Origin of the sequence: Xanthomonas sp. MUS 060, from assembly GCF_000963215.1 — a bacterium.
Classification (GTDB): Bacteria; Pseudomonadota; Gammaproteobacteria; order Xanthomonadales; family Xanthomonadaceae; genus Xanthomonas_A.
This window is the reverse complement of the sequence record NZ_JZIM01000002.1, coordinates 193,350-205,669: the sequence shown is the minus strand read 5'-3', so window position 1 is coordinate 205,669 and position 12,320 is coordinate 193,350. Positions and strand designations below refer to the sequence as shown.

At 62.4% G+C, this 12,320-nt stretch carries 9 protein-coding genes, 1 pseudogene and 1 riboswitch; of the genes and pseudogenes, 5 read left to right on the top strand and 5 right to left on the bottom strand.

The annotated features are described in order from the left end of the window. Positions 1 to 93: 93 nt before the first annotated feature. The 3 genes from XANALMUS060_RS04005 to gcvP form a co-directional block, all read right to left on the bottom strand. The gene (locus tag XANALMUS060_RS04005; RefSeq protein ID WP_045737248.1) at positions 94 to 342 is read right to left on the bottom strand and encodes a hypothetical protein; all 249 of its coding nucleotides are present in this window, start codon (positions 340 to 342) and stop codon (positions 94 to 96) included. Positions 343 to 562: 220 nt separating this feature from the next. Further along, positions 563 to 913, bottom strand: a complete 351-nt coding sequence (locus tag XANALMUS060_RS04000) for a nucleotide pyrophosphohydrolase (RefSeq protein WP_045727089.1) — start codon at positions 911 to 913, stop codon at positions 563 to 565. Positions 914 to 1,709: 796 nt separating this feature from the next. After that, the gene (gene gcvP / locus XANALMUS060_RS03995) at positions 1,710 to 4,613 is read right to left on the bottom strand and encodes an aminomethyl-transferring glycine dehydrogenase (RefSeq protein WP_045737247.1); all 2,904 of its coding nucleotides are present in this window, start codon (positions 4,611 to 4,613) and stop codon (positions 1,710 to 1,712) included. Positions 4,614 to 4,711: 98 nt separating this feature from the next. Next, positions 4,712 to 4,819: riboswitch (glycine riboswitch) on the bottom strand. Positions 4,820 to 5,083: 264 nt separating this feature from the next. Between gcvP and XANALMUS060_RS03990 the strand changes: the two genes are divergently transcribed. From XANALMUS060_RS03990 to XANALMUS060_RS21145, 5 genes and pseudogenes are all read left to right on the top strand, one after another. Next, a complete protein-coding gene (locus XANALMUS060_RS03990; protein WP_045737246.1) occupies positions 5,084 to 6,331 on the top strand; it encodes a multidrug effflux MFS transporter in 1,248 nt (415 codons plus the stop codon). Positions 6,332 to 6,384: 53 nt separating this feature from the next. Continuing rightward, a complete protein-coding gene (locus XANALMUS060_RS03985; RefSeq protein ID WP_045727086.1) occupies positions 6,385 to 6,801 on the top strand; it encodes a hypothetical protein in 417 nt (138 codons plus the stop codon). A 4-nt stretch (positions 6,802 to 6,805) separates the two neighbouring features. Then, entirely contained in the window at positions 6,806 to 7,336 is a 531-nt protein-coding gene (locus XANALMUS060_RS03980) for a GNAT family N-acetyltransferase (RefSeq protein ID WP_045737245.1), read from the top strand. Positions 7,337 to 7,702: 366 nt separating this feature from the next. Further along, a pseudogene (locus XANALMUS060_RS21790) lies at positions 7,703 to 9,287 on the top strand (choice-of-anchor Q domain-containing protein); the annotation flags it as partial. Next, positions 9,279 to 9,809 (top strand): cellulose binding domain-containing protein, encoded by a 531-nt coding sequence (locus tag XANALMUS060_RS21145; protein ID WP_235430353.1) that lies wholly within the window; start codon positions 9,279 to 9,281, stop codon positions 9,807 to 9,809. The pseudogene XANALMUS060_RS21790 and the gene XANALMUS060_RS21145, both read left to right, overlap by 9 nt. Before the next feature lie 139 nt (positions 9,810 to 9,948). On the opposite strand, the gene XANALMUS060_RS03970 is transcribed toward XANALMUS060_RS21145, so the two are convergent. Together XANALMUS060_RS03970 and rsgA are read right to left on the bottom strand one after the other, a co-directional pair. Beyond that, a complete protein-coding gene (locus XANALMUS060_RS03970) occupies positions 9,949 to 11,187 on the bottom strand; it encodes a flavohemoglobin expression-modulating QEGLA motif protein (protein WP_045737244.1) in 1,239 nt (412 codons plus the stop codon). A gap of 18 nt (positions 11,188 to 11,205) precedes the next feature. Further along, positions 11,206 to 12,318 (bottom strand): ribosome small subunit-dependent GTPase A, encoded by a 1,113-nt coding sequence (rsgA, locus tag XANALMUS060_RS03965; protein WP_045737243.1) that lies wholly within the window; start codon positions 12,316 to 12,318, stop codon positions 11,206 to 11,208. Positions 12,319 to 12,320: the final 2 nt, after the last annotated feature.

Here is a 12,320-nt window from a genome sequence, read left to right as displayed (position 1 = left end):
ACAACGTTTCATCCAACACCCAAGATTGCTCGGAAACCGTGACGATTCCGATCCCTCGCGCGCGCCCCTGCCTGCAAACCTTCCCGCGCGCTGCTAGCGCCGCATACGACGCCATGCGATCAAAGCAACCGTCGCCAACGCGGCAACGCTGCCGATCGCGGTCAGTTGTGCCATCCGTCGCGCACGCTGCGCGCTCAACTGCACGTGCGCGTTGTCCGTATCGCCTGCGGAAAGCGGTGATTGAAACACCGCGTGAGACGTTGCCGACTGACTGCGGGTCGTCGGCTTGGCGCTGGTGGGTGTGCGATCGACATCGTGGACGGGACGGAGGATTTTGTTCATGTCAGGCGTCGTCTTGGGCGTTGCGTTCATGCGTCGGGTCGATGCTGTGGTAAGCGTGGAGTCACGCCATCATTGTGCCAAGCGCAACGTTAACCCGATGCGGGCGAAACGTCATCTTGTACCTGCACGCTACCTGCATGGTCAGCGCATGACCCAACGGCCATTGACGGACTCCTCGACAACGCGGACATCTCTTTGCAGCATGACGGCATCACCATATTCACAGCTCGGTGTACTTGGTGATGCGGCCCTTGGCCCGCTCCACCGGATATTTAGCCGCGTTCACCTGCATCTTGCGCTGCGCCGCATCGATCGGATCGATGCCGAGTTTGTCGCACAATTGCAGCAGATAAAGCAGCACGTCGGCGATCTCGCTGCCCACCTGCGCTTTCTTGTCGTCGGACAAATGTCGGCTCTGCGTGTCGTCCAGCCACTGGAAATGTTCGAGCAACTCCGCCGCTTCCACAGACAGAGCCGCAGCCAGATTACGCGGACTGTGGAACTGGCCCCAATCGCGGGCGTCGGCGAAAGCACGCTGGGCGGTCTGCAGATCGCGAAGGCTGTCGGGCATGGCATGGCTCGCTGTGGTCACGCGGCATGGTAATGCAGCAGCGCCCGCGGCAGCACATGGGGGATGACACTGTGCGCTTACCGCACGACTGGACGCGCGCGTCTGCAGGGCTCGCCATGGCCACTTACGCTTCGGATCTACCCACGGGAGCACATGCGACCGGCGCAACTGCGAACGGGCACACGCGGTCGCCTTGCGCAGGCCAGGCGACGCATTGGACCGAGACAGATACGCAGCTGCGCAGCATGAAAGCGGAAAGCATCGCTCGCGATGGTCGCTGTACCCCGAGAGCGCAATGCAAGCCAGTGACCTTATGCCAGTAGAGGTGACGAACACGTCAAGAATTCACGCATCCTTCACCCCCATCCGATGTAGGGAGTGCCAACTCAGCACGGGATAAGTTTTTCCTCGGCTGCCGCCGCCGCCTACCGACGGCGTGGAAACGCCATCACTCTTGCCAAGTCGTTAACATAAAATTGCCTTTTATATCAATTACTTGATGTTGTTTCCGATGCCACTCGGTCGATTAGACGTTGTCCACAGGGGATGTGGATGACTTTTGCATAACGTTGTGGATAAGGTCGATACCGCCCTGTGAAACAAGAGTGTCAAACGGTGTGATGAAAATTTCACCAGAATTCATTTCCATGGGGCCGCCCCGAGCCCATCCGCCCTTTGGGCGGCATGGGGGATCCAGGCACATCTGGGCAGGCGCTGGAAAGCCGACTTCACCCGGGTTCCCCACCGGCCTCGCAGAAGAGGCCGGGAGATGCGAGCGTGGGAGGATGCTCGCGGTTCAGACCAACACGTCTTCCTTGTATGCCTCCACCGGAATGCAGGCACACATCACGTTCTTATCGCCGTAGACGTTGTCCACGCGTGCCACCGGCGGCCAATACTTCTGTTGCTTCAGGCTCGGCAGCGGGAACGCTGCCAGCTCGCGCGGATAGGCATAGGTCCATTCGCTGGCGGTGACCTGCGCGGCGGTGTGCGGGGCGTGCTTGAGCGGGTTGTCTTCGCGGTCCAGGCGGCCGTCTTCGATCGCGGCGATCTCCTCGCGGATCTGGATCATCGCCTCGATGAAGCGGTCCAACTCGTGCAGCGATTCGCTCTCGGTCGGCTCCACCATCAACGTGCCGGCAACCGGAAAGCTCAGCGTCGGGGCATGGAAGCCAAAATCGATCAAACGCTTGGCGATGTCCTCGGCGCCAATGCCGCTGGTTTTCTCCAGCGGGCGCACGTCGAGAATGCACTCATGTGCGACCAACCCGTTGCGGCCGGTGTACAGCGTCTTGTAGTACGGCGCCAGACGCCTGGCGATGTAGTTGGCGTTGAGCAGCGCGACCTGAGTGGCCTTGCGCAAGCCGGTGCGGCCCATCATGGTGATGTACATCCAGCTGATCGGCAGAATCGAAGCGCTACCGAAACTGGCGGCGCTGACCATGCCGACGCCACCCTCCTCGGCAACGTTTTGCTCTTCGCCGGCATTGGGCAACGTCTTGGGCAAGTAAGGCGCCAGATGCGCTTTCACCGCGCAGGGACCGACACCCGGGCCACCGCCGCCATGCGGAATGCAGAAGGTCTTGTGCAGGTTCAGATGCGACACGTCCGAGCCCCACTTCCCTGGCTTGGCCACGCCGACCAGCGCGTTCATGTTGGCGCCATCGGTGTAGACCTGTCCGCCATGGGCATGCACGGCGTCGCAGATCGCCACCACGTCTTCTTCGAACACGCCATGGGTGGAGGGATAAGTAATCATCAGCGCGGCCAGTCGCTGGGAATACGTCGCCGCCTTGGCGCGGATGTCTTCGACATCGACATTGCCGTTACCGTCGCACTTGGTCACCACCACGCTCATGCCGCACATCTGCGCCGACGCCGGGTTGGTGCCGTGCGCCGATTCGGGAATCAGGCAGATATCGCGATGGCCTTCGCCGCGTGCGCGGTGATAGGCGCGGATCGCCAGCAGGCCGGCGTACTCGCCCTGCGCGCCGGAATTGGGCTGCAGACTGACCGCGTCATAGCCCGTACACTCGACCAGCATCGCTTCCAGTTCGTCGATCAACTGTGCGTAACCGGCGCTCTGTGCGGCTGGTGCCAGCGGATGGATCGCGCCGAACTGCGGCCAAGTCACCGGGATCATCTCGGCAGTGGCGTTGAGCTTCATCGTGCAACTGCCCAGCGGGATCATCGTGCGATCCATCGCTAGATCCTTGTCGGCCAGCGCGCGCATGTAGCGCAGCAACTCGTGCTCGCTGTGATGGGTATTGAACACCGGATGCTGCAGAAACGCGCTACGACGCTGCAATTGCGCCGGCAGCGCGTCGGCAGTGATCGCGTCGAGCGCATCGACGTCGGCCTGCACACCGAACAACTGCGCCAGCGCGACCACATCGGCGCGCGTCGTGGTCTCGTCCAGGCTGATGCTCAACGAGGCATGATCGATCGCACGCAGGTTGATCCCGGCCGCATACGCCTTGGCATGCAGCGTCTGCGCATCCACGCCAGTGACGTGCAGGGTATCGAAGAAGCGCGCGCCAACGGCAACGCCGGCGCCGCGCAGCGCAGCAGCCAGGATCGCAGCCAGGCGGTGGGTGCGCCGCGCGATGCGGACCAGACCCTCGGGGCCATGGTAAACCGCGTACATCGACGCCATCACCGCCAGCAGCACCTGCGCGGTGCAGATGTTGGAGGTGGCCTTCTCGCGACGGATGTGCTGTTCGCGGGTCTGCAAGGTGAGGCGATAGGCGGGGTTGCCCGCCGCGTCGATCGACACGCCGATCAAACGCCCCGGCATCGAGCGCTTGTATGCGTCGCGGCAGGCCATGAACGCCGCGTGCGGACCGCCGAAGCCGAACGGCACGCCGAAACGCTGCGAATTGCCGACCACGATGTCCGCGCCCCATTCGCCAGGTGCGGCAATCAGCGTCAGCGCGAGCAGGTCGGTGGCCACGGCGACCAGACCGCCGCGCGCATGCAAGGCGGCGGTCAGTGCGGCATGCGCGTCGACCGAGTCGAAATGGAGCCGACCGAAGCTATCCGGATACTGCAACAGCACGCCGAAGCATTCGGCCTGCAGGGCTTCCTCAGGTGTCCCCACGCGCAGCACGATCCCCAGCGGCTCGGCGCGGGTGCGCAGCAGTTCCAGGGTCTGCGGATGCACCGCATCGTGGACGAAGAAGATATCCGACTTGGCCTTGGCCGAACGCTTGGCCAGGGTCATCGCCTCGGCGGCGGCGGTAGCCTCGTCCAGCAGCGAGGCATTGGCAATCTCCATGCCAGTGAGGTCGGCGCACATGGTCTGGAAGTTGATCAGCGCTTCCATGCGGCCCTGCGAAATCTCCGCCTGATACGGAGTGTAGGCGGTGTACCAAGCCGGGTTTTCGAGAATGTTGCGTAGAATCACCTTCGGCGTGTGGGTGCCGTAATAGCCCTGGCCGATAAAGGTGCGGAACACACTGTTTTTATCGGCAATGGCGCGGATCTTGGCCAGTGCCTCCTCTTCGGTGATCGCCTCGGGCAACGCCAACGCAGCCGGCGATTTGATGCTGCCAGGCACGATGGCATCGGTGAGCGCATCCAGCGAGTCGTGGCCGACAGTGCGCAGCATCTGCGCGATCTCGGCATCGTTCGGGCCGATATGGCGCTCGATGAAGGCCGAGTGGTGTTCGAGATCACGCAGCGAAGAGGTGTGAGACATGGAGATGGTCCGGCAGAGGAAGGCACGAGAAGCAGGCGCGCGTATGCTGCGGTCCGACCGCAGAGACGGTTGGCCGACGAGAAGCGCGCGCCTCCCAAATGTGCCCCTCTGTCCTTTTGCCTGAGAGTTTGGAAGCCGCTGTGGATCGCGCTGCGCTTCGTGCCCCTTCGGCGCCGGGTTTGACCGGTCTCTCCAGAGTCTTGGTGCGGGTGGTATCGGGCCTGAGCGATTACGGGCGTTGCGCCTTCGGCAGCGGGTTGCCCCGCTTCTCCCACCATATTGCTGATTGATTATAGCGCAGCCAGCACCGTCCACGGCCGCTGGAATCGAGCGATATCAGGCTGAATAGGCAACGCAGTCAGTGTGCAGCGACGCTGCTGGCGCGTATCATAGCCACACCCTATTCCCCCACGCCTGTCCATTGCCGGACTGGATGGTCGTGTGTGCGACCGATTTATCAGGATGTCCGAATGTCCCTCACGAACGTGTCCACCCGCCGCATGACCTGGCTGCTGGCTGGGCTGACGATGTTCGGCCCGTTCTCGATCGACACCATTTTCCCGGCGTTCCCGCAATTGGCGCAGCGCCTGCACGAGGATCCCGTGGCGATCCAGCAGACGGTCAGCGTGTACCTGCTGGCCTATGCGCTGATGGGCCTGGCGCACGGACCGCTGTCCGATGCCTGGGGACGCCGGCGGGTCATCGTCGGTGGGTTGGCGGTCTTCATTCTGGCCTCGGTCGGTTGTGCGCTGTCGCGCGACTTGCCGACCCTGCTGACATTCCGGGCGCTACAGGGCATCTCCGCCGGCGTCGGCATGATCGTCGGCCGTGCCGTGATCCGCGATCTGTTCCAGGGCGACGATGCCCAACGGCTCATGAGCCACGTGTCGATGCTGTTCGGCATCGCCCCGGCCATCGCACCGATTATCGGCGGCTGGATTCTGAGCAGTGGCCACGACTGGCCGATGATCTTCTGGTGGCTGGTCGGGTTTTCTTCGCTGTTGTTGCTCGCCACGCTGCGCTGGCTACCGGAAACCCATCCACCGCAGATACGCACGCCATTGGCACCGCGCACACTCCTGCGCGATTACCTCAGCATCGGGTTCAACCCACGTTTCCAACGCCTGGCCGCCGCCGGTGCGTTCAACTCCGCCGGGGTGTTCCTGTACATCGCCTCGGCGCCAGCGTTCGTCATCGACCTGCTCGGCATGAGCGCGCAGGATTTTGCCTGGCTGTTCATGCCCACCATCGGCGGCATGACCCTGGGTGCATTTCTCTCCGGACGCATGGCCGGCCAACTCGGGCCATTACGCCAGGTCCGCATCGGTTTCATCTGTTGTGGTGTCTCGGTGGTTGGCAACATCGCCTATACCGCGCTGGCACCACAGATCACACTGCCATGGGCGGTGTTGCCAATTTTCGGCGGTGGCTTGGGCATGGCGTTGATCTTCCCAATCCTGGCGCTCGCCGTGCTGGACATGTATCCACGCCAGCGCGGACTGGCCTCGTCGCTACAAGCATTCATGCAACTCATGGTGAGTGTGGCAGTGGCGGGGGTATTGGCACCGTTGCTCAGTGGCCACCCACTGCATCTGGCGCTGGGCTCGGGCGGGTTTTTCCTGCTCGGCTGTGCATTCTGGTATTGGGATCGGCGCAGCGCCCCCCTGCCGAAGCCAGAGGCGCAGATGCCTCCACTGGAACCGACAGACCCTCTATGAGCAACGAAGGCGTGGTTCGGCTATCGTCCTCGGGTCACCGTTGAGGGAATCGCATGTCCATCCAGTCCAAGCAGCGCCGCGACCTACGCAAAAAATTGGCCGAACGCCTGCGCCACCGCGCCGAGGTTGCCACCCTGAGCCCGCAGATCGAGGCACACGCGGAACTGCGCGATCAGCAACGCACGCTCCTGGCCGGAATCGTGCGCCGCGACGGCGAATGGGTTCTGGGCATGGACGGACGCATCGCCGGACAGAGCGAGAGTGCGGCGCAGGTGCTGTCACTGATCATGCAGGCGGCGGAAATGCACGAGCGCACCGGCACACCGGTACGCTTGATGTACTCGGATGCACTGAAGGACGCCGCGCACGCCGATGCGCTGGCACAGGGTCTGAGCTTCGAGGAATTCAAAGCACGTCACACTCAGATCATGCGTCGCGACGATAGCGGCGCAGCGGTCCCGCCGGCCTAACTCCATGGGCCAGAGCGCGAGCCAGGCTGCGCATGAGACCGTGTCGCTGAAACGGGTACGCAGGCGCGACAGCATCGCGCTGATCCAAGCGCATCGCACCAGCACCGCCCTGCATCATCCTTGGACGTATCCGTTCACCGACGTGCCTGGTTTCGAGGCCTGGTATGCCCAAACCCTTGACGGCAGCAACATCGCGCTACTCGCGCGCGAGCGCAGTAGCGACGCGCTGGCAGGGCTCTTCACTTTCAGCCAGGTCGTCGGCGGCTGTTTCCAGAGTGCCTATCTGGGCTATCACGCGATGACCGGTTGCGAAGGCCGTGGGCTGATGACCCATGCACTGCGCCTGTGCGTGGCATATGCGTTCACCGAACTGGGATTGCACCGGGTAGAGGCCAATATCCAGCCGGATAACACTCGCTCGCTGGCGCTGGTAAAGCGAGCCGGTTTTCGTTGCGAAGGCTATTCGCCACGTTACATGCGCATCGGCGGAATCTGGCGCGACCACGAGCGCTGGGCACGATTGGCCGACGACTGAACGCATGCAGATTTTCCGGTTAACGAGACGAGCGTAACTCCACCGCAAAGAAACCGAAAAAGCTAACACTCGATAAGGCCGAGCATCTGCAGCAAGGCCAGTGGACGCGGCAGAAAGGACTCTTGATCCTGCTGGAGCAGCCACCTCAGGCCGGAAAGCCTATCGTTAGCGGTAGACACTGCATACCAACCACTAGCTCACATCCATGATTTGGGACTTCCGTTCAAGTCGCCATGGATTAAGTCAACCTAATATCTCTTATCAGCAAACGTGTACTCCCTGTTGAAATGGGAAGTACTTTAAAAATCAAACGAATTCGAATGGTGCAATTCTTCAAATTGCACTCCGCCATCACGGAACATCATCATGATCACGACTCCAAGACTTAAAGCGAAAGCAAATGCAGTTGGCATTTTTGCCATTATGACCACAGCAACTGCAATTGCCGCCGCGCCCTCGGTGCCACAATGCGCCATTCCGCAACAATGGCCGACCCCAAGCGCGACAAAAGTCGTTGGTAATGGCACACCAACCAGTTGCACCGCGACTGCGCTTTCCAATGCTGTCGCACAAGGCGGCTACGTCACCTTCAATTGCGGCACACAACCCGTCACCATTCCAGTCACCCAGCCAGTCGATCACGATCGGCTCAAGAAATCCCACCGTGATCGATGGACAAGGTCAAATCATCCTGGATGGTCAGCAATCCACACGCATTTTTCTGGTGAATTCATGGAGCGCACTCTCGGTGCGCAACCTACAGCTTCAAAACGGCAGTTCCGTGCAACCACCGTCAAACACCTCGTATGACCCAGGCACCTGGGGTGGCGGCGCGATCAAGATCGGCTACCAGAGCAAGCTGGAAATCATCAACAGCCAGTTTCTCTCCAATCGCAGCAGCATCGGCGGCGGCGCCCTCTTTGCCGGTAGCGACGCGGATGTCACCATCGTGGGAAGCTCCTTCTACAAGAACTCCTCATGGCTTGGCGGCGCGCTGTACACCCAACTCAGCCGCCTGACGATCGTCAATTCGGATTTCGTGGGAAATCAGGCGATCAACCCTCCGCAGGGCTTTCCCGATGCCGGTGAGTTTGGCGGTAGCGGTGCAATCGACACCGATGGCGCATCGCTTAACGGGTATATCCATGGGGGAGTGGGGAGCGGCGGCACCTTGTCGCTCTGCGGCACTGTGATCAATAACAATGTTGCTGCTAATGGCTCCGGAGGAATGACACTCTGGGCATACGCACCAGACACGATTGACGTGAAATATTCAACATTCGCCAATAACGTCGCGACCAGCGGCCTTGGCGGCGCTGGCCGCATCAGCCTTGGGTTCACCGATGCTTCGCATTCGGGCTCGACCATGACGACACCGGGCATCATCAATGTCGCCGAATCGAGTTTTATTTCCAATAAGGCAGCCAATGGCAATGCCGGCGCACTGTATATGGACTGCTACGGCGCGTGCGACATCAGCAACAGCACCTTTTATGGCAATTACGCCTCGAACGTCGGTGCTGTCATCCAGCATACCGGGTGGCCGTCATCGGTCGGCGATCAAGGCAATGTCACGGTGCGTTTCAACAACGTCACCTTCGCGGAAAATTCGCAGGGACCGGCACTTTTCGGCGACAGGTTCGCTATCTACAACAGCATCTTCACCTCGAAAACCGAACGCTCGTTCTGCAGCAGCCAGAACAATAGCGGCGACAACATCATTGAACACTCAGACAAAGGTGCAGTCTGGCCCTTCAGTTGCCTGAAATCTGGCTCGGTCAAATCAGCAGACCCATTGCTGTCTGCTCCTGACAACAATGGTGGTCCGACCCTGACCATGCTTCCTGCTGCAAACAGCCCTGCATACGCCTCCGGCACTAACTGCCGCGAAATCGATCAGCGCGGCTACGCTCGACATACCTCGCTATGCGATCTCGGCGCAGTGGAGATCGATGCAAAATCTAGCGGCGGTGGCTCCACGGGTGGCGGTGGCTCCACGGGTGGCGGTGGCTCCACGGGTGGCGGTGGCTCCACGGGTGGTGGCGGCTCCTCGGGTGGTGGCGGCTCCACGGGTGGCGGTGGCTCCACGGGTGGCGGTGGCTCCACGGGTGGCGGTGGCTCCACGGGTGGTGGCGGTTCCTCGGGTGGTGGTGGCTCCACGGGTGGCGGTGGCTCCACGGGTGGTGGCGGCTCGACCGGTGGTGGTAGCTCCACCGGCAGCCCCAGCTTCAGCACCCATGTCATCGTCGACAGCAGTTGGCAAACCGGTCATTGCGACCGCGTGCAAGTCACCAATACCGGAACCACCTCCGGCAATTGGGCAGTCACACAGACGATCAGCGGCACGATCAATAACCTGTGGAATGCAGTTTGGACGCAGTCCGGCGGCACGCTCAGCGCCACGGGCATGGATTGGAACAAGACCCTGGCACCCGGCGCCATGGCCGAGTTCGGTTTCTGCGCCAGCCGTTAATCTCGTCGGGTTATGTAACACCGTCACCACGCCCTGCGCGGTGACCAGGAACGGCAGTGTCGCTTGACGCTGCCGTTCGTGCTTCAAGGCATCACCACACGCCAACCATTGGCGATCGGCAAACGCGGGGCGGTGCCACTCAATCCAGCCCATCCATGCGGATACGGTTGGCGAACAGCGAAAACGCCAACATCCCAGTCAGTCCTCTGACCCGCGCCATCCACGGCGGCAACCAACGCGGCGGCAACACAATGCCGGACTCGAACAGCGGTGCGAATCCGACCGCATCTTCCAGCGTCATCTTGCCAGCGAACAACCCACGGCAAAGCGACAGGCGGTCACGCTGCAAAGCTTGGCGGAAAAACGTGTGCACCGACGCCAACCCACGCAGATACACCGTGTCCTTGGTAAACGCAACGCCACCGCTGGTCGGCACTCCACGAAACACGCGCTGGGTCGATGAAAAACTCTCCATCGGCGACTGTCCGGCCGCATCGAAGTAACGAAACACCTCGATAAAGTCCGCACCGGCGCGCGCCAGTGCGATCGCCTCGATACGCAGACTGATCCGCTTCATGCGCACGATGTCGATACTGCCAGTGATCTGCTCGGCGAAAGTCGCCAGACCTTCCTGGGTCGCCGTCACTCGTGGCGAGGACAGCGCAAGACTTCGCAGATGCACCTGCGCGCGGCCATTGAGCGCGGTCAGCGAATGCACCAATGCCTCGTGGTGGAACAACTGCGCCCGGTCGTAATTGCTAAATGTCGCACCGGCGCGCAGGCGGATGCGGCGGGCTCCCGCTGCGGCCTTGGATGGCAGGTCCGGATCCAATTCGACCGAGATCACCCGCGTACCGAAAAAGGCATCCAGGTCGCGCTGCAACAACAAATGCAACGCGGTGGCCGACACCGGCACCTGCTCCTCGGCCGAAAGCAGCTCACAGTCCAGTTCCTGAGCGATATGAATGAAATGACTGGCCGCCTCGCGCATGGTCGACCCTTGTCCGGGCATCGGATCTTCCGGGACACCGAACAACTGAGCCGAATACGTCCCCACCGCCGATGTCCCCAGCGACTCCAGCAACGCCGCGGCCAGATCCCAACTGTGCACCGATGCCTGCAGATAGACACCAAGCGGATGCGTTGGATCGCACGCCTGTGCGATGGCGGCCAACTCACGACGTGTGTCGGTCAAGTCCAGGCGCGGATACTGCACCTGCGGCAGTTGCGGCTGACCGCGCGCCACACTTTGCAGAAACGACGCCTGCAGCGCCAACGGCCAGCTCGTCAGTGCCAGTAGACGAATGCCGCGCACCGCCTTGACCATGCGCGCGTCCAGCTTGGTGTGATGGCGGATCTCGGCAGGTACCACCGCCATCGCAGAATCCGATCTCGCTCAGCGACGCAGGCTGCGTGGCGGCTGGCGCTTGCCGCCCGGCTTGCCGGAGGGCGACTGGCCGGCGCGGCCGGTCGTCGCGTTCTGCGCCTGCCGCTGCGCCAGCTTGCCTGCGGCACCGGCGACTTCCTCGCGCAGCTTGAGGTAATTGGCCAGACGCGCGGCGTCGATCTCACCGCGCTCGATCGCGGCCTGCACCGCGCAGCCCGGCTCGGCCTGGTGTGCGCAATCGTTGAACCGGCATTGCGCCGCCAATGCCTCGATATCGGCGAAAGCGCCTTCGGCCAGGTCTTCCTCGCCAGTGGGCTTGAGCTCGCGCATGCCCGGCGTATCGATCAGGCAGGCGCCAGAGGGCAGTGGCAACAACGCGCGGTGCGTGGTGGTGTGGCGGCCACGCGAATCGCGCTCGCGCACCGCAGCGGTACGCATCTTCTGCACACCGAGCAAGGTATTGGTCAAGGTGGACTTGCCAGCGCCAGACGACCCCACCAGCACCACGGTCTGTCCCGGCCGCAACCAGGGCCGCAGCGCGGCGACGCTTTCAGTTTGCTTCGCATTGACCGTCAGCAGCGGGATCGACTGCGCGGCCAGCTCCTCCAGCACCGCCAGGGCGTCGTCAGCGTATTCGGTGAGATCGGCCTTGGTCAGCACCACCACCGGCGCGGCACCGCCACCGCCGACCAGCAGCAGATAGCGCTCGATGCGGCGCGGATTGAAATCCGCATCCAGGCCGCAGACGATGAACACCGTATCGATATTGGCCGCAATGACCTGCTGATGGTAATGCTCACCAGCGGCGCCGCGCTTGATCGCGGTGCGCCGTGGCAGCAGCGCGACGATGCGCGTGCCATCCAGCAGAACCCAGTCGCCGACCGCGGCGCGCTCGTGGCTGGGGAAGCGTGGCCGTTGCCAATCCGGCAGCGACTCCACCTTGAAGGCGGTGTCCACCGCATCGGCGACCACATAGCCGGTGCGATGCTGCTCCACCACCCGCGCCGGCCGCGCTTGCGGATAGGCATCGAACTGCGCCTGCCAGGCCGGCTCCTCAGGCGATCCAGGCCAGGGCCAGCCGATGGGGCGCAACGCAGCGAAATCGATCTGGGGCAGGCTCATGT

Bases quoted from the DNA above. Each gene is read 5' to 3' on its own strand.
- XANALMUS060_RS03980 (WP_045737245.1), top strand. From the start codon at position 6,806: ATGGGCCAGAGCGCGAGCCAGGCTGCGCATGAGACCGTGTCGCTGAAA.
- XANALMUS060_RS03970 (WP_045737244.1), bottom strand. From the start codon at position 11,187: ATGGCGGTGGTACCTGCCGAGATCCGCCATCACACCAAGCTGGACGCG.
- XANALMUS060_RS04005 (WP_045737248.1), bottom strand. From the start codon at position 342: ATGAACAAAATCCTCCGTCCCGTCCACGATGTCGATCGCACACCCACC.
- gcvP (WP_045737247.1), bottom strand. From the start codon at position 4,613: ATGTCTCACACCTCTTCGCTGCGTGATCTCGAACACCACTCGGCCTTC.
- rsgA (WP_045737243.1), bottom strand. From the start codon at position 12,318: ATGAGCCTGCCCCAGATCGATTTCGCTGCGTTGCGCCCCATCGGCTGG.
- XANALMUS060_RS03985 (WP_045727086.1), top strand. From the start codon at position 6,385: ATGTCCATCCAGTCCAAGCAGCGCCGCGACCTACGCAAAAAATTGGCC.
- XANALMUS060_RS04000 (WP_045727089.1), bottom strand. From the start codon at position 913: ATGCCCGACAGCCTTCGCGATCTGCAGACCGCCCAGCGTGCTTTCGCC.
- XANALMUS060_RS03990 (WP_045737246.1), top strand. From the start codon at position 5,084: ATGTCCCTCACGAACGTGTCCACCCGCCGCATGACCTGGCTGCTGGCT.